Here is a 24,135-nt window from a genome sequence, read left to right on the forward strand (position 1 = left end):
CTATCTGAGCCCCGTCGAGTTCGAGGAGCAAGCTATGCTAGCTTAACCTGGTGTCCGAAAAACCGGCAGCAGGCCAGGGTGCCAGACTTCGTCGCGAAGTCACGGTAATTGCGCGAAACCCGGCGATTGTAGCGGCTGCTAAGAACTTCCACGGCGCGATCTGCATGGTTTGCCAATTCGATTTCGAAGAGACGTACGGGAAGCTCGGGGCCGGTTATATCGAATGCCACCATATCGACCCATTATCCGGCCGAGAGGGCATCTCGACTCCAACTGCTCTTAAGGATCTAGCGTTGGTATGTTCCAACTGCCATCGAATGATTCATCGAAAACGGCCCTGCCTTACGCTGAAGGAGTTGCGAGCAAAGATAGCGTCGGGCGGAGCATAGCTTGGTGACGGCTCTGAAATCATGACCTTACAGCGGAGATATCCGATGGCCTTCGCAGCCGCGGTCTGCCTCGTTTGGGGTCCAGCGTTGGCCCAGTCAGCTCCGGAGCACCACATCTGGCAGGATAAGCGCAAATTCGAGCCGTATAGCCGCACTGCCAAGTCAATCACCGGCGCTATACGGCTCTCGGGGAATCCAGATTTTGCCGTCCCGGGCAGCAAAATGGTAATCACATTCGGAAACGGCAAAAAAGTTGGTCTGACTTCAGTGGGTGCATCTTGGCGACTGTGGGACGAAACCAGCGGCAATAAAGCGACCGCCGAAATGTTCAGATTGTCGAGCGATCCGGGCGCTCTTGAAAACGGCAATACCCTTTGCGGTGATCCTAAATCTGAACCGGCCCGCTACATCGTGTTCCTCGAGAGATCGTCGTATGGCGCTTCTCAGCTGCTTGGGATGGCCGTTTTTGGATCAAAGGACGCGCCACACGACATCAACAGCCCAAGCCTCTGTGGCACGTTCAGCTATGGAACTAACTGAGCCGCGGTCTTGCCGACAGGGGTCAATTCGGGCGATTAAAGCATACGGAATGTCTTTGGGGGACGATTATGAAGCTCATCGGGTGTGTCTCGGCATTCTTAACCATAGCCCTATCCGTTTCAGGAGGATGGGCCGATAATGTTCCCTCCAAAGCGCCGAAGAACTGATAGCAATTCATTGCATAATATTTGCGCATTTTTTGCTTTGATCTGGCTTTTTTTATCGACTTCCCAAGCCAACGCGGACGGATTGCAGCTCGAACAATGGCGGGGGCACACTGTGTTGCGCATGTCCGGTCCAATCATGGAGGGAGCGGCGGATGAATTCGCTAGGCTCATTCCGACTGTTCCCAGTTTGCCTCACGGTATGCCCGTGTTGCTCCTTGACAGCCCCGGCGGATTGGTTGACGAGGCTTTCAGGATATCCGCGTTGATGGATTTGCATCCAATGCAGACAGTTGTTCCCAACGGGGCACACTGTGCATCTGCTTGTGCGTCGATAGTCTTCGTGGCGGGCGCATATCGCACAGTTGAAGAGGGTGGTCTTCTCGGACAGCACTCATGTTCCCAAGGCGGGCGGCCCGATCAAGCGTGCAACGACAGGATCAGCAGTCACGCGGTTGATCACGGTGTCTCCTATGGAAGCATCTCCGCCTTCATCACCTACGTTGCGCCCGATAAGATCGTTTGGTTCTCCCGGCAAGATGCCGAAGGGTGGGGGATCACGCGTTACCCCGGAGAAACAGAAAGTGGGTTTCAAAAGAGCGAGCCGCGAGTACTCAAGATGCTGACGGGCCATATGCCGCTGACGCAGTCGGCTTGGAGGCTCGATTTTCGAGATGACGGCTTCGAGGCGTTTTCGCGAACTGCGTCAGATTACGAACGAGAGGCACAGATAAACCTGTTCTGTGTGGAAAGGCTTCGAGGCCGCCTCTTCCTCTCGATGTTCGTTACTGCGCCGGTATCAAAGCTATCAGACGCCGTCCTAGGGTTACGTGTTCAGACTGATGGCTTCCAATGGGACGACCACGCACCTACCATCTGGCAGGCGGACCCGTCGGTGTCTGAAGTGGTTACTGAGGTCCCGCGCGACCGGATCAAGGCGCTTCTCTCCAAAGCCGGTTCTCTCCGATTTACCATTGCATTTCGATCACCTTACCACCCTATGTTCGGTCAGACGTCGCTAGCATCAAGCAGGAAAGTGCTGCATTTCGCGGCAAACCACTGCGCTAACAGTGCGACTACGCCGCTCCAATAATTGCCAGCGTGATTTGCCTTGGTCACACAAGGGTAGACCGGGTGAGAAAGGAGGAGGCGAGCGGGTTATGTTGGGATGGCCGAGCGCCGTAAAGAATGAGCACCCGGTACTGCATGCCCAAACGTCCTAGTACCGGAGTTGCAAACGCCTCGTCCACTATTCTGGTTCTGGCGTCTCGATAACTTTGAAACCAAAATTGTCGTACAGCTCGCCCCCTTTGACGAAATAGCCGACGACAACCTCGCAGGGGCTGGGATCCTGTCCGGCGGCTAATTTCGCGGAATTGAACCCGTCCAAATTCGCTTTGCGCGCAATGGAGATGTAACTCACGGCCTTGTCGGTCAGCTTCAAACGGCAACGATTAGCGTAGCCTTGTAGAGAACCTGCCGGGGCAACGCCATCTGCCGCGGGGATCGGTGTGGAGACCGAAGCATCGTGCCTTTTGCCAAATATGTCCTTTCCGAACCCCTTTTGAACCCGAGAGCAGTAAGACTCGGAGACGTTCGCGCCATCATATTGGGCGTACAGCCGCTCGAACTCCGCTGGATTCCCGCGATAAAGCTTCTTGAGCAATCCCTTCGCCGTGGCGGTGAGGGGCAGGCGGCATACCTCGCTGGCGTAACGGATATCCACAGCGTCCTGAAGCGAGAGAGCATGGGCTGGCACAACGAGGCACAGCCCGATGAGAAGTGAGTAAACTGTTTTTCGCATTGCCAGCCGGTGTGGTTCCGTACGGAGATTGAACAGCGACGACTACTTAGACGCGGCCAACGTCGTCTGAGCAATTGCCATGGCCTTCGCAATGGATGCTCGGCCATCAGCGTTATTTGTAATATCGGTTTGCTGCTCGAAGCCGCTGCCGGGATTGGTGACTATAAAGAGCCGAGCATTGACGTTTGTTGGATTGTCCCCAAGAAAGGTTAGCATCACCCTCGCGTTGGGCACACCATTGAATTGCGATCCGAAAAGCAATTGTGCCCCGAAATTGTCGTTGGCGGGCCGGTCCATTACCAACTGCAGGTCGCTGTCCCTAACGATCTGATAGTTCCGTGGAAGGAACGCGGCGACAATCGCCTCTTTCGTTTTTGCGCGCGGTGCGTTGAAAGTGAAGTCGTTCGGCGGAAGGGGGCCTTTCGGAGCAGTCTGGCAAGCGGACAAAATCACACATATTAGAACAGTCGCAATTACAGTGCAGCTATACTTCATTGTCCCCCCGTTCCCCGCCAACCACAAATGCAATTGGCGCAACCCTGTCAACTCGCGTCTCCCTGATTACTTGTCCTATTTGTTCGTTTTCCACCACCAAGTATCGCTTCAAGCGTCGTCCCCGTGAGCGTTTGGAAAGCGGTGCCCGGCCGACATGCTCGGTGCAACGACCGGCGCGGGGGCTCGGCCGGAAGATAACGTACTCAGCAACACATTCAGCCGTCGAGGGGTGTAGTTCGCCAGACATCCTTCGCCAATTCGATGAGTTTGCCATGCCGATCATCAATCGATTTGGCGTTCCACGCCGGATAAGAATTCAGCATTCTATTGATTCTGGTGACAGAGCTGTTCTGACCAACCTCGGTAAGCTCGGTCAAACTGCGGGTCAGGTAGTTGCCGCTTTTCCGATAGCCAGCCGTTTTCCCCGAATAGAAATCGTTCCCCGCGACGATGTTAATCGGCTTCTCCAGAAGCGTCAGATTGCCCAGCCGGTTCTTGTAGTCGTCATAGAGAGCATTGGAGTTCTCGGCGGCCCATTGAACGCGCAACGCATCGGTGGGTGTGTTCGGCAGAATATGTTCAATCTCAAGGCCGGTGAACGAACCTAGGCTACCGGGCGTTTTTACACCGTTGAACGCCATCTCGACGTGCTGGGTGAGCCGGGCCAGCAGGTAACGGGTCCGGTATTGCTGCATGGTATGAAGCGTAAGGCGCTTGAGCGCATCGGACAGTTCCTGCGCCTTCGCTTCCATATTGCTCTGGAAATGGTCCGCGACGAACGTATTGAGCGCGGTGCGCTGTTCGACCGGATCGGTCATGGCGGCGAGCTTCCGTAGCTCATCGGCCCACAGCGAGAAATTCCGCTCCAAGTCCTTCGTCGGGGTCTTGGTAAAGATGTAATAGAAAAGAAAACCTTCGAGTTGGGCGACGAAATGGTCGAACAAGGCCTTTGGCAATGGCGCGGCCGCAAGGAGCAGAACATAGTGCAGGCTGAATGCGCCGCCTGTCAGCCGCTTCAGGCTATCCATGGGGATGTTCAGCTTACCATCGTTGCCAAGCCCTTTGCCGAAAGAAATGTAGCTCTCCACATTGCGGATGATTTTGCGGACAAACTCGAACGGCTTATTGCGGTAGTCGCAAAGGGCGGCATTGTCCTTATTGACAAACCAGTCGTAAATCTCGTCCTCACGCACGACGGCGTCGCTGCGGTCGTTTTCGATGACGTAGTTGGCCATCAAGAAATAGCGAAGGAATCGCAGCGGCTTCTCCTTCTCCTTCTCCAGTGGGCCGGTAATCTTCTTCCATTCGTTCTTGAGTTGGGTGAACTGGGCTTGCGGAACCTGTGTGAACAGCAGGTTTTTGAGAAGATCCATCGGGTTCAGGCCCACGCCGCGCTCATTGATAGTCTCGAAAATTTTGAGTGCGCTGCTGACGTCGGTCGAAATTTGGATGAACACGACGTTGTTTGCCAAATAGCCCCAGTACTTCTTCAGCTTGGATTTATCTTCGTAGTTGTCTTCCAGATAGCGGTAGATGGCGCTATAGGCGTCGATCAGATTCTCCAGTGATCCGAAGCTCGTGATGCCCGCCGCCTGAATACCGGCTCGAACAGCTTGTGGATTGGCGTCCAACTCCACCAGTTTGGCAATGACCTCACCGGCGTTTTCGTATCGCGGCTCCAGCTTGAGGTTAGTCCGTGTTTCGCCGCTCTTGTCAACGTAGCTGGTCGAAATCAGGCCGTTAATGATCTGGTGCTGCGTTTCGCCTCGGAACATTTGCTTCATGGCGCATAGCAGAAGGAAGAACGTAGTCAGGCGCTGCTGGCCGTCGATAACTTCATAGTGCGTCTTCTGCTCGGTCGGAGACACCAGAACGGTGCCAATGAAATATTCGCGTTCATGGCCTCCGTCGATCTGCTCGTTGATGTCATCGAGGAGTTGATTGACCTCCTTATCGGTCCAGACGTATTCGCGCTGATAGTCGGGAATGATGTAAAAGCACTCCTGAAACGCTTGCTGAATGCTGTATTTGTGGTTTTCGATTCTCGCCATGATCCCCCCGATAGCCTCCATGGAACCTTTAAATAGCTACGCGCGGGAATACCAGCACCGATGCACGGGATCAACAACGTCAAGGTGGACGGCACGGAAATTGCGCCCCGGGTTCGAAGGCCGAAAAATAACATCAGGGCATACCCCGGCGCGACGTAACCAGCTCCTGATCGCCACGCGTAACATCGGAGTTGACAGCGACTATTTGTGACAAGGTAGCCTCGGGCCTAAACCTTGAGGTGACACCAATGAGCCGGATAGGCTACGCTCGCGTCAGCACGGTCGATCAGGACCTTGACACCCAAATTGCCAAGCTGAGGGCCGAAGGGTGCAGCATCATCCGATCGGAAAAGGTCTCTGGAGCCAGCCGGGATGGCCGGGACGAACTTGCCACCATCATCGACTTTCTCCGGCCGGGAGATGAACTGGTCGTAACCCGTCTCGACCGGCTAGGCCGCGACACCCGCGATGTTCTGAACTTGATCCATGAGTGCGAGCAACGAGGTGCGTTCGTGACCGTCCTTGACCCGCATGTGTCAACGCGGGGCGAGATAGGCCACATCGTGCTGACCGTGCTGGGCATGGTCGCACAAATGGAACGGCGCTTCATTAAGGAGCGCCAACGAGAAGGCATCCAAAAGGCGAAACGGGATGGTGCATACGGCGGTGGCAAGCGTCGCCTCGATCGCGACCAAATTCTTCAATTGAGCTCAGATGGGCGGGGACCTTCAGAAATTGCGAGGGCAGTCGGTTGCTCGAGAATGCAGGTCTATCGAATTCTACAGGGTGACGAGACAAGCGGCTCGCCCGACCCTCTTGCGCAACGTCAGCGGTAGAGGGGTGCGAAACCTCGGGCGGCACCAATCGGAGCTGGCTCGCCATCCATTTGCGCGAAGGTCGCCCCATGGACTGGTAGTGGGTCAGTTTGAAATTTTGACTGTTTCATTTAAGCCTATATGCGCAGGACATAGATAGCCGGTTGCATATGCTTCAACAAGCGCTCGCGTGCGAGCATCGTCGATTGACAAAAAGCGGAAGCCGCAAGCCCTAACCTGCGTTTTGTCGCCTTTGAAATACAAGTTCACAAAGGAAGACTGACCGGCCAGATGATTCATTAGGCGTTGAAATACGCCCCGTTTTCCTCGGCTCGATTTGCCGACGTGGAGCACCTGTCCATCTGCCCCATAGATGATGTACACGCCATGGGCCGAAGTGACTTCTTTGGGCAAGTGCTCGCGCTTCGGCGGGAACTGATAGAGCTTTTCAGAAACAAGCTCATCGTAAAGAGCTAGGATTTGGGCACGCTCATTCTGCATTACGCGATCTCCTTCTTTTTGTAGGGGCCGCGCACGACCGGCAGACGCAGCAGCTTTGCCATCGAGTTAACCTTGAGACATTGGCCGCCGACTTGCAGCCTTTGAACTTCTTCCCGTCCGCAAGGCAAATGATGTAGTCTGGAAACCACTGACCTCTTCGGGTTGACAGCGGGAACGAGCTCAGGCTCTGCCGGTTTCACCGGCTTGCCAACTCCGGCCAAGGCCGAATTCACGCTGGCGATTAGGTCTGGTAGCCCTGTCGTGGGCACAGCATTCTTTTGGACGTAGGCCGCGACAATCTCTGCGGTAAGTTCCAACAAATTCACGTTTGCTCAGTAACGGTGTCCAATTTTGATCCCCTAAATGAGTGCGTAGGTTAGGTGTGTTCGTACTTTCAACTTCGGGAAAATGCAACGCCTTATACCCGACACACCGAGACCCGAACCTCGGCAGAAGCTCAGCCAGTCTAGCCTCCTCTTCGATTGATGGGTTGCTAAGATTTCGCATCTATTACTCTTTCAAGACAACAAGCGGAGAGAGCCATGACGTTGGAGTTGCGAAAGCGAGTATTTGAGCTACTCGCATCAAGGCCGGACGAGCGATTCAAGGCTCGCGACATCGCGAAGTGGATCTGCGAACAGTATCCACACGAGGCCGCCGAGAAGTTGCAAGCCAGCGCATCGCTGGCAAATCAAACCCAGCTTTTGAATCAGCTTGTGGCGGAAATCGGAGCCAACCGACCCGGATGGGAGCAACGGTATCCTGAGCTACGCACGACAGAGGGAGTTCGCCCACGCCTATATTATTGGACGGCGAAGTCGGAGGAAGCCGAGGTCGAAGAGGCAGAGCAAGTCGGCAAGGCCCCCCAATCTGACCCGGAAGCACCAAAAATCCGAGAGCATGACCTTTATCCGATGCTCGTTGATTTCCTTCTGAGCGAGCAGGGCATCCGGGCTGAGCGAATCGACGAACGAAGGTCGTCAAACACCGGCGGATCAGGGGGAAACAGGTGGCTTTTTCCCGACGTGGTTGGAATTGAGGACCTCACGGCCGGGCTAACCCGGAAGTGGTTTCTGCCATCAGAGAAAGCCGGGATCAACGACTCCGCCTTTGGTCATTTGAAGTGAAGATGCTGGTGAACCGATCAAACGCGCGAGAGACCTATTTTCAAGCGGTCTCGAACTCGTCGTGGGCAAATCTCGGCTATCTTGTCGCGGCAGAGATCGAGGGGGTCAACACCCTCAAAGAGTTGCGCATCCTATACGCGATGCACGGCATCGGGCTTATAAAGCTTGACGTAACGAACCCGGCAGAAAGTCAAATACTTATCCCTGCTCGGGAACGGCTCGACCTTGAATGGGCCATGTGCAGCCGTCTCGCTGATGAAAATAAGGATTTCAAAGCATTCATTAAGCGAGTTCGACAGTTTTTTCAGACTGGAGATCTATAACTGTCTAGCCCACCGAGAGTCTTCGCGGTTGGTGGCCGTCTATATGAGATGATAGCAGGAGTCTACCGATATTGATGCCACTATTCCGAGGACAACCGAATGGACGCCGAGAGACCATTAACCCTATTGCCAGTGACGATCAGTGGCCTATTGCTCTGACCGCTGCAAACGCATGGCGTGGGCGTTGCCTCGATATTTTTGCGCGGAGTGAGGCGGGCGTTAGCGAGACACTTCTGACGCTGGCGAATATCTCGAGGCAGGGCGCTATTGTGAAACTGCCTCATCTGGTGGGACAGCGCTTCGAAGAATTGGCGGCCTTGATTGGACCGACCGGGGCTTTTGCGTCGGAAGGCAAGGCAGCCGCAGCAGCCTTGTCGGCTTTCCGTCTACACGAGCACCTGCGCTCGTCGCTGGCTCACGGCGTCGGCAAGGTTGTGCTTGACCGACAAGGAAACTGGTTGCTCGTGCTGCGGACACTTGCGTTCCGATCAAAGCAGCCGCAGCGCACGGTTCTTGTTGTTGAACAGAGCGAAGCTGACCAAACAGTGAAGTCGCTCAAAACCACTGGCGGACGACTGGTTTCAGAGCTTGGGAACCTCCGCCGTGCGCTAGGCTCGACGTGAAAGCTCGGGCGGCCGTCGTCACCGAGAAGGCGCTAACCGCCATCTAGTGTCGCTTCAGGTATCGACGCGATCATTTCCGCGAAAGCGGTAAAGAAATTCGACAGGTTTTCGGCGTCGCCTTCTCTGCCGCTATGATCCCGCTGGTTTTCAAAAGGATAATAGATCATCGCAGCTTCTGATGCTCTGATCTCGTCGGCCGAGACATCTGTCACGCCCCAGCGTAAATGCTTGTTCTCTCGCCTACGACCACGCCATCCCAGTTCGTAGAAGCGCTTCATGTATACGTTCACGAAGGCCAGATTGCCGGTATGATTCAAAACTGCCTTGAACCGCGGATTGATCTTGAGCGTTTGGCCACCGTCGATTTTGGTATGACGCGCTAGTGCCTTCGCGTCTAATTCAGATGTTCCGACGACCAACAAAGGAAGCGACTTTCCATCTACCGGAATAATAGCGTCGAACGCACTGCGCTTGGCGACGTGCCGCTCGTTCCATCCAAGCTCGTGAAGACGAGGATAAACGAGGTCGTCGAGCAGATTGCGGCAGGCCGGAGATACAAGCGAGCGAAGCCGCCCTGGTGTAACTAGCGGCATTTTTTCTGGCAGGAAATCGCTCGTGACATATGCCCCCGTGACCGAACTCTGATCGACCTCCGGCCGCAAGTATTTTACGTGCCAATGGAAACCAGTCGGATCCGGATTGACGACTGCATATGCCACCGGGCCGCTATGCACTGAGTCCGCAAAGGACTGAGCTGCGGCAAGATCTGATGCGTTGAAGTAATCCGATACCAGCATGATTCCAAAATTGCCAGAATGTAGCCTCTCTGCCATGTTCGACACGATCGAGACGGCCGAGACCGCGTCAGCTTGAACCGCGACCAGCCACTCGACGATGCATTCATCGAGGCTGACTACATCCCTGCTAAGCAATAGCTGAGGTTTGGTTTGTTCGAAGCCTGTGAGGAATCGATGCGTGTAGCGCACGATCTCCTGCCAGCTCATTGTCATCAACGCTTTGCGATACCGCGCGAGTTGGCCGTGCCAAACTTGTGTTCCAGATTCGAGCGAGAAATTGAACTTTACCTCGATGAGCCACACCATCCCGGTCTCATCGACGGTCAACAAGTCTGCACTTCCGTTTCCCCCGCCGCGACCAGCGTCATGCAGTGTAAGTTCATGAGCCCAGAACAATGTGTGGGCCGCTGGTGTGCCCCGAAACACAGCAGGGAAGGCGTCGGAATTATCGATAAGGCGCTGGTGGAAATCGGCCTCGTTCGCGAAGTACCGGGACATTACAGTTCCCACAGATCGAACAGACTGGATGGCCAAAGGCTAAGCTTGGTGCCCACAGAGGTGATCGTCACTATTTCACCTCAACGCCGCATAGCCATTGTCTTCATACCTTGGCCTTTCGCCACCCAGCCCACCACGCTTCCCATTCGGAGCAGAACCATCTCTCGCCTCGGGCTGGGTTGATGCGTGTCGCCGAGTAATATTCTTGACCGGGCACATGATAGATGTGCTCGCCTCGAGCATTGATGTTCCCCTTGATGTCACAACCCACCTTGCGCACTGCGATGGTGGTCGATGAGGTGCCGGGATAATGAACGCTTGGAAGCAGGCGCTGGATGTCTGTCGCGACGCATGCGAGGGACACTGCGCCAAGGAGCGCCAGAGAAATCGGAAAGGGAGCCCGAAGAAGCGAACGCCACAATGGCCTTCGCTGCCGGTGAGCCCATAGCTGAGCAGGCTTCCCCATACCCCATCTCTCCCGAGAAGAAGAATGCGTTGAGTTGAGCGAAAAGTCTAGAATCGAAAGCTTCATGCCCAGCTAGATGAAAGCGGACCGCCGCTTTAGTAGTTCCGCTTCTCACAGGTACGGGTGCGGATTCCAGGAATTGACCGGAGGGGATTCCGATCAAAATCCGGACAGCGTTCCGATCTGAAGCCGGACAGCATTCCGATCAATTACCGGACGGTTCTTCCGTCCTGACGATGCCTTTGGGTCAGCAAAATTGGCATGAACCTCCAGCATTCACGAGGGGAAGTTCATGCCGTCAAAGAGAAGGCTGACCATGCGACACCGCCGCGTAGATCGATCCTACTAAGTGCCCTTGTTGGCGTCCTCGATCAGTGACGCAAGGAAGTTTCGGAACTTTTGGTCAGATCTATCCGCAATGGTTCCTACATTCTCTGCCACCATGCCGGGTGCAGAAACTGACACCTCGCCACTTATCGGTACGCTGACCGTGAATGCCCTTCTGGCGTTCTCCTCCAATCCTCCCTTCCTGTAGATTCGAAGCCGAACAGAGGGCGCTAAGGCTTTCGCTTGGCGGCGTGACGTGGTGTCTGTGTCGATGGTCACCTCTCCCACCACCTCAGCTTTGGCCGCTTCCAGCGATGCAACCACGACCTCGTTTAGCCAAGCTTTGGCTTGCGCGCCAAAGTCCACCGTTGGAGGATTCCCATCCGCTCGCTCTTCTTGCTGATGGTGAGCTTTCTTACCGCGTTCAAGGCCTCTTTGAATTTGGACATCCTGGTTGCCTCCGACTGGTCAGCGCATGAGACTGGCGGTCAGATCGGCCGCAGCTCTCCCAATCTGAGGATCGCGCGCAATCGGCGGATGTTGCGCGAAAACGGAATTGGTGCCTTTACCAGAATTAGTCAGGTTGCGGTGCAAGGCACTCTGAGCACTCGGCCAGCCAGCAGGCCGAGCCTAGGCACTAGTGGTGAAAGTCTTACGCTTGGTGCCCCATGCGGGATATCTGTTCCGGCTGCGGAGGACAGACACGTGACGTGCGGTTCTGGTAAAGTCCATGAAGAATGGGCAGGCGAGGATTGAATGAACTTCGAGCTGGCGATGCTTGCAGCGAGCTGCGTGCTCTGTTTGATCCAAATTGTTATCTCCTCCCACGCAGCCAGCCTTCAGCGAGGCTATCGTTGGACGGCCAGCTCTCGTGACGCCGAAGTCCCTCCGCTGACAGGCGTACCGGGGCGCTTGGAAAGAGCGCTTCGAAACCTCCTTGAGACGTTTCCGGTGTTCGTGGCTGCAGTCTTCCTTGTTCACGCGCTCGGCCGTGAGAACGCCCTCAGTGAATGGGGAGCTGGTCTCTACTTTTCGGCGAGATTGGTTTACCTTCTGCTCTATGCAGCGGGTGTCCCCCTGCTTCGCTCGCTGGTCTGGAACGTCGCATTCATTGGAATCGTGCTTCTTTTATTCGCATCGGCTTGGTCGGTGTAGCGCTCCATTCCGATCGCCACTCTCCATCTCTCAGCCGAGAATTGCTGCGGTACCAAGCGTCAGATTTTGACCACTAGGGAAGCGTGGTCCATGCCGACCAAGAGTTTTCTCTTGACTCTCTAGGCGGGGCGCGGAAACTCGAAAACGCCGCATGGTTCGTGGGGAGGACCGTCGTGGAAAACAACACAGATCGGCCACTGACGCTGCGTCTTTCGGCTTCGTTGCTCCTAGTGGGGCAAATTCTCTACGTGATCGTTACATTGTTCCATACTGGTGGGGATGCCAACAATCATCCCGTCATCTTTGAAGGGTATGCCGCCAGCGGCACTTGGAATATCGTTCATGTAGCCCAGTTCGCTTGCACCGCCATCCTGCTGGCGGGCCTCTTGGCGCTGTTCTTTGGCCTTGACGTCCAGGGTGAAACGGCCAAGTGGACCGGGCGATTTGGCGCGGCTTTGACAGTGGTGAGTTTTACGCTGTACGGAGTCGTACTGGCGGTGGACGGAGTTGCACTCAAGCAGGCCGTGGTTGCTTGGGAGAAGGCTCCCGAGGCAGAGAAGGCGGCTCGGTTTGCAACTGCTGAGGCCGTCCGTTGGCTGGAGTGGGGGACGAGGAGCTACGAGGCCTTCGCGTTGGGGCTCGCTTTTGTCCTCTTCGCTGTCCCAGTAGCCCTAGCGGCGAAGATCCCGCGGCCCATAGCATACCTGATGGCGCTCTCCGGCCTCGCTTACTGGGTGCAAGGCTGGACCGCCGGTTCTGAAGGCTTTTCGCCAGCGCACGTAATCGGCATCGAGGCGGCGGAGGTCTTAAATGTGATTTGGGCTGCGTGGCTGCTCGCCTTCGCATCTCGGAAGGGTGAACTGAGTGCCGCAAGTTAATGCGCGACAGACACGCCTCCAGAAGGGCGCATTGGGTCATAGGGTGGTTGGAGTGTGCACACTGTCCACCCGATGCAAATGGGAATAACCACGCAATCAGCGCAAGACTTTGCTGGTCTCCGCAACGATCTTGGGGTTGGATCCAATGGCAATCGTATAGCTGAATTGCGCTACACCTTTTGCCTGTTTGTGTTGACAAGGTAGCCTCGGGGCCTAAACCTTGAGGTGACACCAATGAGCCGGATAGGCTACGCTCGCGTCAGCACGGTCGATCAGGACCTTGACACCCAAATTGCCAAGCTGAGGGCCGAAGGGTGCAGCATCATCCGATCGGAAAAGGTCTCTGGAGCCAGCCGGGATGGCCGGGCCGAACTTGCCACCATCATCGACTTTCTCCAGCCGGGAGATGAACTGGTCGTGACACGGTTGGATCGGCTCGGCCGCGACACCCGCGACGTTCTGAACTTGATCCATGAGTGCGAGCAACGAGGGGCGTTCGTGACCGTCCTGGACCGCATGTCTCGACCCGTGGCGAGATGGGCCACATCGTGCTGACCGTCCTTGGCATGGTCGCTCAGATGGAGAGACGGTGCATCAAAGAGCGGCAGCGGGATGGAATTGAGAAGGCCAAGCGCGACGGCGTCTACAAGGGTGGGACGCCGCGGCTCGACAGAGAAAAGGTCTTCGCTTTGCGTCGCGAAGGCCGGAGCCCCACGGAAATCGCGAAGGTGATGAACTGCTCACGGATGCAGGTATATCGAATCCTGAATGAGGACACCGCCGCAGCCTGACAGCCTTGCCTCAGTGGAATTTATCCCAAAAGACGCTAGACATGCGTGGCCAATAAGGAAGGAGCTATTGAGTGACTGAAGCAGAATCGAATTCGCAGGCCGCACTGATCGCGCTGACTGCCGATATCGTGTCGGCTTATGTCGGCAACAACCCTGTACCCGTCGCGTCACTGCCCGATTTGATTCAAAGCGTGAATTCGTCGCTGGCGAACATCGGGCAGGCTGTCGAGCCCGAGAAACCTCTCCAAAACCCCGCAGTGAACCCGAAACGCTCGGTGTTTCCCGACTACATCATCTGCCTTGAAGACGGGAAGAAGTTCAAATCGCTGAAGCGCCATCTTGATGCGCACTACGGCCTGACGCCGGACGAGTACCGGGCCAAGTGGGGATTGAAATCGGACTATCCTATGGTAGCGCCGAACTACGCGGCCCAGCGGTCGGCGCTGGCAAAGTCGAGCGGGCTGGGGCGCAAGGCCAAAAAGTCGCGCAATCCAAAGGGCAAATCTTAGAGATATGCCCGCCCTCCGAACTTAACGGCACGGAACCGAACCGACTATCCAGACCGAACGTCACGTCAGCATTTATACGCGAATGCGCATAAATCTTGGATATACGCGTTTGCGTATAAAATGTGTCTTTGGGCAGATTCTTTTTTCTTGATGTTGTGTGGCAGCGGTAAAAACCAAAAGGCGCGATCAGAGCATTCTTGGACTAAACACGCGGTTGGAGTAGTATCCGTTTTTTGCAGCCAATGCTGGCTCTGAAAAGGCTGTGTTGGAGAGGAACTATAGTGACTGAACTCTCGAGTGTGCTCCGTGTTCCCGCAGCGCAGTACATTCGCATGTCAACCGAGCACCAGCGCTACTCGCTAGAGAATCAGGTCGCTGCCATTGCCGAATATGCCGAGGCCAGAGGCTTCGCTATCGTCCGGACATACGCCGACGCTGGAAAAAGTGGCCTAAGTTTAAAAGGGAGGGACGGCTTCAAGCAACTGCTGTCCGATGTGGTGACTGGCCAACGGACCTATTCTGCAATCCTCGTCCTTGACGTCAGCCGATGGGGGCGGTTTCAGGACACCGACCAATCCGCTCACTACGAATTCATCTGCCGAGATGCCGGTGTAGCTGTCCAGTACTGTGGAGAGCCTTTTGAAAACGACGGCAGCATGGTCTCAACCATCGTCAAGAACCTTAAGCGCGTCATGGCAAGCGAGTACAGCCGGGAGCTCTCAGCGAAGATTTCAAGGGCGCAGACACAGCAGGCTCGCCTTGGGTTTAAGCAGGGCGGCCCACTGCCCTATGGGGTCAGACGAATGTTGATTAGCAAAGACGGGCAGCCTCGTTTTCTTCTTGGGCCGGGCGAAGAAAAGGGGCTGAGCACCGACCGCGTGATTTGCGTTCCGGGACCTCCTGAGGAGCTTAAGATCGTTAGGCGCATCTTTCGGATGTTTGTCGATCAGAGGCGAAGCATCCGTAGCATCGCTAGGATACTGAACGATGAGAGGGTGCCATCGACGGACGGGTGCGTATGGGCCTTCGCGCGCGTAAAGACTGTTCTACGCAGCGAGTTGATGATCGGGTACTACGTCTACAACAGAACCAACCAAAAAATGAGAGGGACGGCCAAACCCAATCCTCCCGGCCTCTGGGTCAGGACGCGGGTAATGGAACCGATTGTAGACCCCAAGCGGTTTGCGAGAGCGCAGCGGGAGTTCCGACACAAACGAGGGTACGGCTATACCAGACGCGACATGGTAAAAAGACTGAGGCGACTCTTTAGAGAAAAGAACAATCTCACCTCGGCAATCATCGACAATTGCCCATACACGCCCTGCGTCAAAACATATATCGAGCATTTCGGCAACCTGCGAGCAGCATTTGCAATGGTCGGATTCCAGTCGCCACGCGCCGTCGCAAAACGAGGTCGCACATACACGGATGAAGAGCTCTTAAATGGAATCCGACGGCTACACGCTAAGTTCGGGTTTATCACAATCGCGCTGATCAATGCGGATCGAGAGCTGCCTGTTTATCGCGTTTTCGCCGAGCGATTTGGGTCCGTTATCAAGGCCTACGAGTTGGCAGGTTTCCCAACCACCAGAAAAGGAACGGTATCGGCAGCGCGACGTAGGGTCAGCCAACGGGGTCCAAAGCACTCAGATATAGAGCTTCTGGATGGCATTCGGCGTCTACATGCCAAGTTCGGATATGTTTCATGTGCCCTAGTGGATGGGGATCCGAATCTCCCCAAGCATCACGTTTTCGACGAACGCTTTGGATCGATGCTGAAGGCGTATGAGTTGGCAGGTTTCCCAACCACCAGAGGACAAACTGTTCGTGACGGCCGGATAAGGGCACGTCAACTGTTGCGAGAAGGCTTGCGTTATGGCCCATCAAAGCCTCGGGGCGAAAGGGGCGTGAAGCCAACCTAACTTCTTCCGTTCGATGATGTCCCACACTCAATCGCCGAGATCGACACATTCTCTCGATGTGCTTCTGAATAGCCGGAAGATTGGCACCATTTTGCGCAGTCCGGCCCATGCTCTGCAGTTCGAGCAGGACTATCGCGCAAGTGGTGGCTCGCCATTTTTGGGTCTTTCGTTTCGCTCAGAAACCGGCGAACTGCGAAAGGACCCAAAGCCGCTTGCTGGCATCCCGCCGGTTTGTCTTCACACGATCGCCAGGCTTCCTCGGGATCAGCGACGGGGCGACCACCATGCATTCATGGCCGAGCGATCGGATCAGCCGATAGAGACCGTAGCCGGTCGGGCCAGCCTCGTAGCAGAAATGAACTCGATCGAACTTGGTAGCGATCCGCTGGATAACTCGGCGCATGCTCGTATTCGATGCATCGACCTCGCCGAAGAAGCGAACTTCGCCTTCCCGGCCGGATTCGGCAATCGCGATGGCGTTCCTCAGCTTCGCGACATCGATTCCGACAAATGCTTCTCTATAATCTGCCACGGCTCGTCCTCCTGTGATGAGGATCGGCTCGGCCCGTCCGAGCAACCCTCGGACGCGCAGTGTAGGGCGAGCCACCTCACCGACAGAGGCGGACATACGGTCTTACGACAGAGCAGCTTTGCGCTGCGTCAAATTTTTGGTGCATCTATTCTTTCATGTCAAAGGCGACGAACCGGCCAAGCAATATCGCCTTGAGCATGATGAGTTCGATGAGTTGGCAATCGCTCTCGGTGAGATCGGGACCGAGTTCGCGGACGACAGCGATGGTTTCTTTGATCGAGACCGTTTCGCCAAACGGCGCGTTTAGGAGCGCTGCACGGACAAGCTCCTTAGCGGTGCTCGCTCGCCTGTGATCGGCTTGAACGTCCACCAGCCCAACTCCACCCTAGAACCCAAGTACCATTGTCAAGGCTCGCGGAAAATCAAATCAAAATCTGCGTGAAATAAGAAAGAGGGCCGGACCGTCTACCGGCGACCCGACCCTCACAGCCCGCAGCACCGTTCCAAGGAGGCACCCGCCTGAAGGATGCGCTTATAGCGGTGGTGGAAAGCTCCTGCCCCGTTGGCACGGCCGCCGTCCTTGCAAGCGAGGGGCAAAGCCCAATGGAACATTTTGCCATGAGCCGCTTTCGTTTCAGCTATAGGCGGAGGACAAGCAAATGCCGGACGAGACCGCGACCGGGTGTCGGGTGTCGGGTGTCGGGTGATGAGGAATATGAGGTAGGATACCTAGCCAGCAAATTCGGCCTAACGATCCCCAAAGTTCGTGAATTGATCGCCTAGCATGGCAACTACCGCGACACGCTTGAGGCAGAGGCGAAGCGGCTCGGAGCGCGGTGACGGCTCGATATCGGGTGGATGAACTCTATGGCGAAGCAGCCGTCTCTACGCAAGAGACTGAAGCCGACGACGCCTTACAGGCGGCAGAAAGCGTGACCGGAAGGGCGTCGGCAGACATAGAAAAGCCCGCCGACCGCAGTTGACGGGCTTTTCCATTTTCCTATCCGCCTGGACCTTAGGTGAGTATCGGTGCCGACGGCGTCCCCGCAACGATGGCGGAAAGCTTGGCCTTGCGAATGAGAACAGGCTTCTCGTAGGTCTTCTTCATAGCCCACCCTTCGACAGGATGACGGCCACAACGCTGCCCAACCGCTCACGTTTCGTGAGGACTGGCTTCTCGTAGATCATCTTCATGGTAACTCCCCCTGCTGAAATCAGAAACGATAATTGAGGCTGATCGACACAGTATGAGTGCTCGGCTTTACGAAGGTCGGGCCGACCAACGTGCTGTCGTCCTGGAAATTGTGGTCCGAGAAATGCGCGTAGGCGTAGTCAACGCCAACGATCCATTTGTCATTCAGCGCGTAATCCGCGCCAACACCAATCGTCCAGCCGGTATAAGTCCGGTCGAACTTGGCATCGCCAAAACCCGGATCGCTATATCCAGTGTCGTGGAGATGCAGGAAGGCGACGCCACCCTTGATGTACGGGAGCAAGTTGCCCATTGCATATCCCGCCTTCGCAACGATATCGCCTTGCCAATCAGCCGCAGTCTCGAAGGTTTCAGTGCCAATAGTGGGAACCGTCTTCTTGTTGAATACCGCGACCAGTCGGGCTTCTGCACCGAGCACAACGTTATTCTCAAACTGATATTGATAGCCGATCTGTCCACCGATTGATGCAGAGGTGCTGTCTCCATTGTAACCGGAAGGATTATAAGCAGGGATCGTGACATCGCCCCGCAAGAAATTCACGCCCGCAACCGCTCCGATGTAGCCACCCGTCCAATTATATGAAGGTGCCTCTAGAGAGACTGCATCTGCTGCGAAGGCTGATGAACCCAGCGCTCCGAAAAAAAGCGCCGAGAGGAAAAGCTTGTTCATTGTATGGTCCGCCCTTGGTCCGATATTCGCATGTATTATAGCGGCTGCTTCTGGTTGCGCAGTGACCAGACGGCAACAGTGACGCGCAAACCCGCAAAACTTCTTCTGCGTCCCGCGACGCCTTGATCCGGCTTGCTCGCGTGATGCCATGCCCATCGTTGGATTGGCACCGGCATTCTATTAGTTGAAATTGGCGTGTGGAACTCGCTCCACGGTCAGCGTCAGGTTGTTGTCCATCTGCCCCACGGAAGCCGTGAACCTCTCGGACGTCGCCTGCCTGACGCCGACGTACTCGGTGTACTTGAAGCGGTAAAGGCCAGTGCCTCGCATCTCCCAATGCCCTGCCATGCCGTCTTCGAGCTGGTAGGTGTCGATGATCTGTCGAACAAAATCATCAATCGACATCCCGCTCCCGATGTCGAAGTAGCATTGGTATAAGCGAAGCCGAGCGACACGGCCGCCACGCATCATGATCTGCCCGCAAGCTTGTTGACCCTTGACGATGAACAGCGAGGGCTGAGCTTGTCCGTTCATGCCTTCAAGGAGCATGGTCAGCACCTGCGTTTCCGTGGCCGCTGGCTTATCGGTCAGAGCAAATGATTGATCCAACGATTGCCTAAGCTGTGCCTCGGTCATGCCCAGTTGGAGGCCGCGGAACGATGACGCGTTGTCGGTAGGTTCGTCGGGCGTTTCGCCAGAATCAGCACCTGTCGTGTTCGCGGGCGAAGATTGCTGAACTTGGCCCGATGCGACGGCGTCGTTCTTTTGGTCTATGGCAGTGTCCAATTCTAACCACTCGTTCGATTGGAAGGCCTCGACCGACTCGTTTCGAATTTCAATGAGCCGTCGCTTTATCTTTTCAAGGTCCGCGGTTGACGAAGGATCGTTCGGAAGGGCGCGAGTACGTTGGAGCAATTCGATTAGTTCTTGCTGATAGCCCTTCGCCTGTTCTTGTCTGGCCTGCAGCTTTTGCGCGAACTGTTGGAGAGCTTGCGCATCTGCGCCGGTGGCTCCTTGGCCGCACATGGCGGCCTGTGACGTAAGAACTTGGACCCAATTCGGGTCCATCTTGGCGATGGGCGTCCCCTCATATACGCCGGTGCTGTTTGCATCGATCATCTCGCTGCATACGTCGGCAAATGCGCGCGGGGTTAGAAGCAGCGTGAGCCCACTGCAAACGAGTACGAATCGAAAGATCTTCGTCATTTCGAGGCCTCCGCGGAGGTCTTGATCCGGCCTGAACGAGCGCTTCTCCAGCCGAAGAAGGCCATGGCAGCGAGGATCAGGTCGGCGCAGGACTGCATCGATACCAAGCCGAGCAGAATTCCGATAATTCCAACTGCGATTTTCATTTCTTCCCCCCGGACTCCAATGACGGTTGCGCAAATCCTTTCGGCAACCCTCGCGCTAAATATGGGACTGTCAGTCCGTCGATTGTCAAGCCGTTTGTATTGCCTTCTTGCGCGCGATGAATGTGCGCAAGATCATTGGTTGGAATCTCCGCAAGCTTCGGGTCGAACGGGGTCTGTCGCAGGAGCGATTGGCGCTGGCGGCCGACGTTGATCGTGCCTATGTCGGTCGGATCGAACGTGGTTCCGAGAACGTGACCACAGATACTTTGGCAGCTTTGGCTGAGGCCCTTGGCGTTGCCCCGGCGGCTCTGTTGGCCGAGCCGCCGAAAGGTGCCAGAGAGCCAGCGCCCTTGGCCTCGGGCAGGAAGCCAAAGGCGGGTTAGACCTGAGGCGAGCTGTGCCCCTGTGCCCTGTGCGGCAGTGACCATCAGTATTCCTCCGGCAGCATGACGGCCATGACGCGAATCGTGACGGCTGGGTCAGCCGGGTCCGGCGATAGGTTTGTCAGAGTCCGATCGTAGCAATCGATCTTCCAGAAGAGCTGCCGCTCGCCCACGTGGAGGAGAGCGCAGTCATGCTCGCCCCATGGGTCGTTGTCCTTGTCGAAGGCATCGAAGTTGGCGATGGCCAACAGGATCGCAGCGATTTCATTAGCAGGCAGTGCGGCAACACCGGCGGTCATCACCATGCGGCCGCCGACGCCGGTCTGGCGCAGTTGATCGTTGAGGTTCCGAATGCGCATCTTCCGATCGGCCGCACCAGCCCGATCGACGCACTCTGTTGAGCAGGTCATGATTTGGGTCCTTGAATGATGTTTACTTGAAGGGGTGGCGGGCCAGGACGAACCCGGCCCGTTGGCAAGCCCGTTTATTTCTTCACCAGCTGGCGCGGGTGGATCAGGCCGAGCTGGTAGTAGCTCCGGTCGATCGAAGGGGCGTCGGGGTAGTCGCGGAATTTCAACGTAAAAATTCCCTTGTCCTTCGCCTTCGTGATGCGGGCTTCAAAATATCCCTCGTCGGGACCTTCCGACGCCAGGACCAAATCGCCGACCGCCAGCTTCGCCCACGGGTCAGGCGCGCCGCCATCGCCCGAACCGGCCCCTTGGCCGTCGTCAGCATGGCCTTTTCCGGCCTCAGGCGAGCTCGCTGAAGCGATTTCGACGGCTTCGGGGTCATCGGTGCCGGTCGAGGCCCGGCGCGGCTCGTCAGCGACGCCAGCTAAGGCCGCAATGCGGGCATACAGATCGCCCTTGCAGAACGGCACAAACGCCTTGCCGCTGTCGAACAGCTTGCCTTTGGGGAGCCGCATAGTGATCTCCGGGGCTTCTCCCGGTTCGAGGCGATGCGAATGCATCCCCATCAGCTTGGCAGCTCCTTCGGCCGCCTCGACGTCAGCCAGTAGGAAGACCGAGGCATGGGCCTTGCTGGTCTCGTCGCGGCCAAAGACGATCAGCGACGGTGTGGTTTCGGAGGCGACATTCATTGAAGCGCCTCCATAAACGAAGAAGGGGCCTTTCGGCCCCCTTTGGTGTGCTGTGCTGGCTGCCGACACAAGGTGCCGGGTCGGTTTGTGAAAGGCATCGTGATAGCTCCTGTTAAGTGCTGGCCTAACCGCGTCGGTCGACGCAGCTCACCGCATGTATTGTAACAGGAATATATACCTAAGTCAACCGGAGGTTGTTTTAAGCGGCCGGGCTCCCCGACTGCGATGCCTTCCGCTTCCTGAAGGTCGCGGCCGTCTTTGCAACACAACCAACCAGAGGCAATGCGCGGGTTTTCTCGTAGTCGAGCGCATACATTTTTTGGCCTACAAGGTAGCCAGCAGTCACCGTCCCCTCATTGTGAGGGCCGTAATCATTGCCGAGCTTCGCCTTTATCAAGGGATCGACCGCTTCAAGCGGCGGGCGGCCTTTAGCTGCGGCGTCTAGCATCTTCTCCACGTTTTCGGGGTTGTTTATGACAACCTCCATTGCGCGATAAACGGGGTCGCCATGGGCGAGCGATTTGTCTTTTTGATATGGCATTCCGGTGGCTTTCAACATCTCGATAATTGCCTCCGCTTCCGGACCACCTTTTCGTAGACAGTTCTTGTAGATCTGAGCCCTCTGCTCAAGCGTCATCGCTTTCAGTTTTTCGATTGTGTACATGGTGATACCCCTCAGACGATGGATTCATATTCTTTTGGATCGACCAGCTTGCGGAGCTGGACGCCGATGTTCATGCGCTGCTGGCCGGGATTGAGATTGTCGTAACGCTTCTCGATCCCGTGCTTTCTGGCGACCGCGTAGAGCTGTTCAAGGAGAAGGACGCCATTTTCGTCCCGAACCTGCTTATTCAGCCACGTATTGAACGCGCTATTCTTCGTGTTTTTTATCCACGCGTCGCGCTGTTCTTTTGTGATTTTCATGGCTTCCCGAGGACCGCTCCCCGCTGGGCGATAGGTGGTCCCGCTGGTGAACAGGCTCGGTCGCGTTATTCGCAAGGCTGAGCGATCCGTCTCGTACCCCATTGCCGCCATAACTTGCCTGACCATGTGACCGATCATCTGCTTTACGCGGTCATCCGAGACCTCCTCGCCGAACTCTGCCACTAGGCCTGCGGCCAAGGGCTCAACGGCTGCCCTATCCAAAAGAGTGGCCGTTTCCATCCTGATGAGGTTGTCGCGGTGCTTGAGAAACGACCAAAGCTCCTTCCCGAGTTCGGTTTCTGCAAGATCGCGAAAGTTCTGCGGCACGTAGCGGAGTTCACCCAGATCATTGCTCATCTCAGTCTCCCATTTAACATCTGTCACATATACATCTATCCGTGACACCTGTCAATAGTACATACGTAGATCGCTGTCGAGGCTGGCTGAGGATTGCTGATCTTGACCCGAGAATATGAGTGCGAAGTAGCCGCTCGGAACGAGCCAGAACGCCTCTAAAGGCGTTCAGCTACGCCGGTCTCACTTCGCCGCGAGCTTCTTAGCGATTTCATCCGAAATCGCATCGGCAGCTGATTGAACCGGCCCTTTGGCAAGATGCGCGTAGCGCTGGGTGGTGCGCGCTTGGCTATGGCCCAAAAGTTTGCCAACCACATAGAGGCTCTGACCAGCCGATACCGCGGAACTCGCGAAGCTGTGCCGCAGATCATGTAAGCGAAAATCACCGAGACCGGCCCGAATGCGTACAGCGTCCCAGATTTTTCGAATGCCAACCACCGGCCCCTCCCCCCTTACCGATGGAAAAACCCAAGGGGAGTTTGCAAACCGGGGCATATTCATCAGCAAGTCCTTGGCAGCGCTTCCAAGATGAAGCTGGCGCGCACCTGTTTTGCTGTCAGGCAGCGAAACCAAAGAGTTTTCTAGATCTATCCAGCTCCATTTAAGGCCAAGAGCTTCGCTCTTTCGGCACCCGGAGAGGGACAAGAACCGAATAGCCGCCAGCGCCACGGGGTTCGTACCTGACGCCTGTTCGGCCGCAAGGGCCTCCCCAAGCCGTTTGAGCTCCTCAGAATTGAGATATCGATCGCGGGTCCGGAGCGAAAACTTCTTGATCCCTTTCGTCGGGTTATCTTGTCGGATGCCCAACTCAATGGCGAATGTCATCATTGAAGATAGAAGGTCTAGGGTTCGATTGGCGGTCCCCGGCCCTCCCTTCACGATCGCTCGACCCCTCGGACCGGTCTTCTCATCGGTCGCGGTTTTCCCAGCCTTCACAGAGGAAAAGAAGGACTGGATATCAGGTTTGGTAAGAGTGCGAACGTCCTTCTCGCCGATGAGCGGAATGACGTGGCGAATTGCCGAGCTACGATCCCGTGCCAGAGTGGTTGGTTTCTTATGGGCGGAACCCTGCTCGAGATATTTTTCCCAGAGCTGCTTGACCGTAAGGCTAACCTTGTCGGGAGGCCTATCTGCTGGATCGACTCCAGAGGCCACTATCCCGCGTAGGCGCATGGCTTCGTCTCGTGCGCGATCCGGCGACCAAGGCTGACCGTACTCTCCAATTGTTATGCGTCGAGGGGTGCCGGACTTGCCTACACGATATTGGAGAACAAACACCTTCTTCCCCAATGGCGTTACCTTGACTCCAAACCCCTTCAACGCATCGTCCCACCAAAACGTGTCTTTCTCTCCGGCGACCAATTCATCGACGGAGCGCTTCGAAATTCGCATCTTCACTGCAACCGGCCCCCAACTCAGCAATCGCGTGGTAA

26 protein-coding genes and 3 pseudogenes are annotated in these 24,135 nt (G+C 56.0%); 12 read left to right on the top strand and 17 right to left on the bottom strand.

The genetic code is table 11. The features are described from left to right. Nucleotides 1-434: 434 nt before the first annotated feature. On the top strand, nucleotides 435-929 hold the full coding sequence (locus tag P9272_RS31960; protein WP_278163985.1) for a hypothetical protein: 495 nt from the start codon (nucleotides 435-437) through the stop codon (nucleotides 927-929). Between the two features lie 138 nt (nucleotides 930-1,067). Then, entirely contained in the window at nucleotides 1,068-2,186 is a 1,119-nt protein-coding gene (locus P9272_RS31965; protein WP_278163986.1) for a hypothetical protein, read from the top strand. A gap of 156 nt (nucleotides 2,187-2,342) precedes the next feature. Here P9272_RS31965 and P9272_RS31970 read toward each other — a convergent pair whose 3' ends face one another. From P9272_RS31970 to P9272_RS31980, 3 genes are all read right to left on the bottom strand, one after another. After that, entirely contained in the window at nucleotides 2,343-2,897 is a 555-nt protein-coding gene (locus tag P9272_RS31970) for a hypothetical protein (protein ID WP_278163987.1), read from the bottom strand. 42 nt (nucleotides 2,898-2,939) lie between these two features. Then, nucleotides 2,940-3,443, bottom strand: a complete 504-nt coding sequence (locus P9272_RS31975; protein WP_278163988.1) for a hypothetical protein — start codon at nucleotides 3,441-3,443, stop codon at nucleotides 2,940-2,942. 164 nt (nucleotides 3,444-3,607) lie between these two features. Further along, nucleotides 3,608-5,443 carry a DUF262 domain-containing protein gene (locus tag P9272_RS31980; protein WP_278163989.1) on the bottom strand — a complete coding sequence of 612 codons (1,836 nt, stop codon included), beginning with the start codon at nucleotides 5,441-5,443 and terminating at the stop codon, nucleotides 3,608-3,610. Between the two features lie 248 nt (nucleotides 5,444-5,691). Here P9272_RS31980 and P9272_RS31985 point away from each other — a divergent pair, with 248 nt between their 5' ends. Then, complete coding sequence (locus P9272_RS31985) at nucleotides 5,692-6,279, top strand: recombinase family protein (RefSeq protein ID WP_278163990.1); 588 nt, start codon at nucleotides 5,692-5,694, stop codon at nucleotides 6,277-6,279. An 84-nt stretch (nucleotides 6,280-6,363) separates the two neighbouring features. Here P9272_RS31985 and P9272_RS31990 read toward each other — a convergent pair whose 3' ends face one another. Continuing rightward, nucleotides 6,364-6,759: a hypothetical protein gene (locus P9272_RS31990; protein WP_278163991.1), complete on the bottom strand. Its 396-nt coding sequence runs from the start codon at nucleotides 6,757-6,759 to the stop codon at nucleotides 6,364-6,366. Nucleotides 6,760-6,859: 100 nt separating this feature from the next. Next, nucleotides 6,860-7,085: pseudogene (locus tag P9272_RS31995) on the bottom strand (MucR family transcriptional regulator); the annotation flags it as partial. A gap of 216 nt (nucleotides 7,086-7,301) precedes the next feature. Between P9272_RS31995 and P9272_RS32000 the strand changes: the two are divergent. The 3 genes from P9272_RS32000 to P9272_RS32010 all read left to right on the top strand — a co-directional run bounded on the left by P9272_RS32000 (nucleotide 7,302) and on the right by P9272_RS32010 (nucleotide 8,832). After that, on the top strand, nucleotides 7,302-7,886 hold the full coding sequence (locus P9272_RS32000; RefSeq protein WP_278163993.1) for a hypothetical protein: 585 nt from the start codon (nucleotides 7,302-7,304) through the stop codon (nucleotides 7,884-7,886). Next, nucleotides 7,883-8,209 carry a hypothetical protein gene (locus tag P9272_RS32005; protein WP_278163995.1) on the top strand — a complete coding sequence of 109 codons (327 nt, stop codon included), beginning with the start codon at nucleotides 7,883-7,885 and terminating at the stop codon, nucleotides 8,207-8,209. Before P9272_RS32000 ends, P9272_RS32005 begins: the two co-directional genes overlap by 4 nt. Nucleotides 8,210-8,280: 71 nt before the next feature. Then, a complete protein-coding gene (locus tag P9272_RS32010) occupies nucleotides 8,281-8,832 on the top strand; it encodes a hypothetical protein (protein ID WP_278163997.1) in 552 nt (183 codons plus the stop codon). A 32-nt stretch (nucleotides 8,833-8,864) separates the two neighbouring features. Here P9272_RS32010 and P9272_RS32015 read toward each other — a convergent pair whose 3' ends face one another. Continuing rightward, nucleotides 8,865-10,127: a hypothetical protein gene (locus P9272_RS32015; RefSeq protein WP_278163999.1), complete on the bottom strand. Its 1,263-nt coding sequence runs from the start codon at nucleotides 10,125-10,127 to the stop codon at nucleotides 8,865-8,867. Between the two features lie 103 nt (nucleotides 10,128-10,230). Further along, nucleotides 10,231-10,593 carry a hypothetical protein gene (locus P9272_RS32020; protein ID WP_278164001.1) on the bottom strand — a complete coding sequence of 121 codons (363 nt, stop codon included), beginning with the start codon at nucleotides 10,591-10,593 and terminating at the stop codon, nucleotides 10,231-10,233. A gap of 1,083 nt (nucleotides 10,594-11,676) precedes the next feature. Between P9272_RS32020 and P9272_RS32025 the strand changes: the two genes are divergently transcribed. From P9272_RS32025 to P9272_RS32045, 5 genes and pseudogenes are all read left to right on the top strand, one after another. After that, nucleotides 11,677-12,075, top strand: coding sequence for an MAPEG family protein (locus P9272_RS32025; protein WP_278164003.1), 399 nt, complete (start codon nucleotides 11,677-11,679; stop codon nucleotides 12,073-12,075). Between the two features lie 173 nt (nucleotides 12,076-12,248). Continuing rightward, a complete protein-coding gene (locus P9272_RS32030; protein ID WP_278164005.1) occupies nucleotides 12,249-12,953 on the top strand; it encodes a hypothetical protein in 705 nt (234 codons plus the stop codon). 234 nt (nucleotides 12,954-13,187) lie between these two features. Next, nucleotides 13,188-13,744 (top strand): annotated as a pseudogene (locus P9272_RS32035) (recombinase family protein). A gap of 71 nt (nucleotides 13,745-13,815) precedes the next feature. After that, nucleotides 13,816-14,253 carry a MucR family transcriptional regulator gene (locus tag P9272_RS32040; RefSeq protein ID WP_278164007.1) on the top strand — a complete coding sequence of 146 codons (438 nt, stop codon included), beginning with the start codon at nucleotides 13,816-13,818 and terminating at the stop codon, nucleotides 14,251-14,253. 281 nt (nucleotides 14,254-14,534) lie between these two features. Then, the gene (locus P9272_RS32045; protein ID WP_278164009.1) at nucleotides 14,535-16,175 is read left to right on the top strand and encodes a recombinase family protein; all 1,641 of its coding nucleotides are present in this window, start codon (nucleotides 14,535-14,537) and stop codon (nucleotides 16,173-16,175) included. Nucleotides 16,176-16,392: 217 nt separating this feature from the next. Here the strand turns inward: P9272_RS32045 and P9272_RS32050 are convergent. The 5 genes and pseudogenes from P9272_RS32050 to P9272_RS32075 all read right to left on the bottom strand — a co-directional run. Continuing rightward, nucleotides 16,393-16,803, bottom strand: a pseudogene (locus P9272_RS32050) (IS110 family transposase); the annotation flags it as partial. 49 nt (nucleotides 16,804-16,852) lie between these two features. After that, entirely contained in the window at nucleotides 16,853-17,077 is a 225-nt protein-coding gene (locus tag P9272_RS32055; protein ID WP_278164011.1) for a hypothetical protein, read from the bottom strand. Nucleotides 17,078-17,722: 645 nt separating this feature from the next. After that, on the bottom strand, nucleotides 17,723-17,815 hold the full coding sequence (locus tag P9272_RS32065) for a putative RiPP precursor (RefSeq protein WP_278164013.1): 93 nt from the start codon (nucleotides 17,813-17,815) through the stop codon (nucleotides 17,723-17,725). A 106-nt stretch (nucleotides 17,816-17,921) separates the two neighbouring features. Further along, nucleotides 17,922-18,590 carry an outer membrane protein gene (locus P9272_RS32070; RefSeq protein WP_278164015.1) on the bottom strand — a complete coding sequence of 223 codons (669 nt, stop codon included), beginning with the start codon at nucleotides 18,588-18,590 and terminating at the stop codon, nucleotides 17,922-17,924. Nucleotides 18,591-18,770: 180 nt separating this feature from the next. Beyond that, complete coding sequence (locus P9272_RS32075) at nucleotides 18,771-19,796, bottom strand: hypothetical protein (protein ID WP_278164017.1); 1,026 nt, start codon at nucleotides 19,794-19,796, stop codon at nucleotides 18,771-18,773. Nucleotides 19,797-20,058: 262 nt separating this feature from the next. Here P9272_RS32075 and P9272_RS32080 point away from each other — a divergent pair, with 262 nt between their 5' ends. Then, nucleotides 20,059-20,325, top strand: coding sequence for a helix-turn-helix transcriptional regulator (locus P9272_RS32080; protein ID WP_278164019.1), 267 nt, complete (start codon nucleotides 20,059-20,061; stop codon nucleotides 20,323-20,325). Nucleotides 20,326-20,369: 44 nt separating this feature from the next. On the opposite strand, the gene P9272_RS32085 is transcribed toward P9272_RS32080, so the two are convergent. The 5 genes from P9272_RS32085 to P9272_RS32105 all read right to left on the bottom strand — a co-directional run bounded on the left by P9272_RS32085 (nucleotide 20,370) and on the right by P9272_RS32105 (nucleotide 24,094). Further along, entirely contained in the window at nucleotides 20,370-20,684 is a 315-nt protein-coding gene (locus P9272_RS32085) for a DUF3768 domain-containing protein (protein ID WP_278164022.1), read from the bottom strand. A gap of 125 nt (nucleotides 20,685-20,809) precedes the next feature. Next, nucleotides 20,810-21,424 (bottom strand): hypothetical protein, encoded by a 615-nt coding sequence (locus P9272_RS32090; protein ID WP_278164023.1) that lies wholly within the window; start codon nucleotides 21,422-21,424, stop codon nucleotides 20,810-20,812. Between the two features lie 199 nt (nucleotides 21,425-21,623). After that, entirely contained in the window at nucleotides 21,624-22,088 is a 465-nt protein-coding gene (locus P9272_RS32095) for a hypothetical protein (protein WP_278164025.1), read from the bottom strand. Between the two features lie 11 nt (nucleotides 22,089-22,099). After that, nucleotides 22,100-22,705 carry a hypothetical protein gene (locus P9272_RS32100; RefSeq protein WP_278164027.1) on the bottom strand — a complete coding sequence of 202 codons (606 nt, stop codon included), beginning with the start codon at nucleotides 22,703-22,705 and terminating at the stop codon, nucleotides 22,100-22,102. A gap of 180 nt (nucleotides 22,706-22,885) precedes the next feature. After that, nucleotides 22,886-24,094, bottom strand: coding sequence for a site-specific integrase (locus P9272_RS32105; RefSeq protein WP_278164067.1), 1,209 nt, complete (start codon nucleotides 24,092-24,094; stop codon nucleotides 22,886-22,888). Nucleotides 24,095-24,135: the final 41 nt, after the last annotated feature.

This window comes from Mesorhizobium sp. WSM4976 (assembly GCF_029625685.1).
Classification (GTDB): Bacteria; Pseudomonadota; Alphaproteobacteria; order Rhizobiales; family Rhizobiaceae; genus Mesorhizobium.

Bases quoted from the DNA above. Each gene is read 5' to 3' on its own strand.
- P9272_RS32015 (WP_278163999.1), bottom strand. From the start codon at position 10,127: ATGTCCCGGTACTTCGCGAACGAGGCCGATTTCCACCAGCGCCTTATC.
- P9272_RS32065 (WP_278164013.1), bottom strand. From the start codon at position 17,815: ATGAAGAAGACCTACGAGAAGCCTGTTCTCATTCGCAAGGCCAAGCTT.
- P9272_RS32075 (WP_278164017.1), bottom strand. From the start codon at position 19,796: ATGACGAAGATCTTTCGATTCGTACTCGTTTGCAGTGGGCTCACGCTG.
- P9272_RS32025 (WP_278164003.1), top strand. From the start codon at position 11,677: ATGAACTTCGAGCTGGCGATGCTTGCAGCGAGCTGCGTGCTCTGTTTG.
- P9272_RS32000 (WP_278163993.1), top strand. From the start codon at position 7,302: ATGACGTTGGAGTTGCGAAAGCGAGTATTTGAGCTACTCGCATCAAGG.
- P9272_RS32100 (WP_278164027.1), bottom strand. From the start codon at position 22,705: ATGAGCAATGATCTGGGTGAACTCCGCTACGTGCCGCAGAACTTTCGC.
- P9272_RS32020 (WP_278164001.1), bottom strand. From the start codon at position 10,593: ATGGGGAAGCCTGCTCAGCTATGGGCTCACCGGCAGCGAAGGCCATTG.
- P9272_RS31965 (WP_278163986.1), top strand. From the start codon at position 1,068: ATGTTCCCTCCAAAGCGCCGAAGAACTGATAGCAATTCATTGCATAAT.
- P9272_RS31970 (WP_278163987.1), bottom strand. From the start codon at position 2,897: ATGCGAAAAACAGTTTACTCACTTCTCATCGGGCTGTGCCTCGTTGTG.
- P9272_RS31980 (WP_278163989.1), bottom strand. From the start codon at position 5,443: ATGGCGAGAATCGAAAACCACAAATACAGCATTCAGCAAGCGTTTCAG.
- P9272_RS31990 (WP_278163991.1), bottom strand. From the start codon at position 6,759: ATGCAGAATGAGCGTGCCCAAATCCTAGCTCTTTACGATGAGCTTGTT.
- P9272_RS32090 (WP_278164023.1), bottom strand. From the start codon at position 21,424: ATGAATGTCGCCTCCGAAACCACACCGTCGCTGATCGTCTTTGGCCGC.
- P9272_RS32085 (WP_278164022.1), bottom strand. From the start codon at position 20,684: ATGCGCATTCGGAACCTCAACGATCAACTGCGCCAGACCGGCGTCGGC.
- P9272_RS32080 (WP_278164019.1), top strand. From the start codon at position 20,059: ATGAATGTGCGCAAGATCATTGGTTGGAATCTCCGCAAGCTTCGGGTC.
- P9272_RS32070 (WP_278164015.1), bottom strand. From the start codon at position 18,590: ATGAACAAGCTTTTCCTCTCGGCGCTTTTTTTCGGAGCGCTGGGTTCA.
- P9272_RS32095 (WP_278164025.1), bottom strand. From the start codon at position 22,088: ATGTACACAATCGAAAAACTGAAAGCGATGACGCTTGAGCAGAGGGCT.
- P9272_RS32105 (WP_278164067.1), bottom strand. From the start codon at position 24,094: ATGCGAATTTCGAAGCGCTCCGTCGATGAATTGGTCGCCGGAGAGAAA.
- P9272_RS31960 (WP_278163985.1), top strand. From the start codon at position 435: ATGGCCTTCGCAGCCGCGGTCTGCCTCGTTTGGGGTCCAGCGTTGGCC.
- P9272_RS31985 (WP_278163990.1), top strand. From the start codon at position 5,692: ATGAGCCGGATAGGCTACGCTCGCGTCAGCACGGTCGATCAGGACCTT.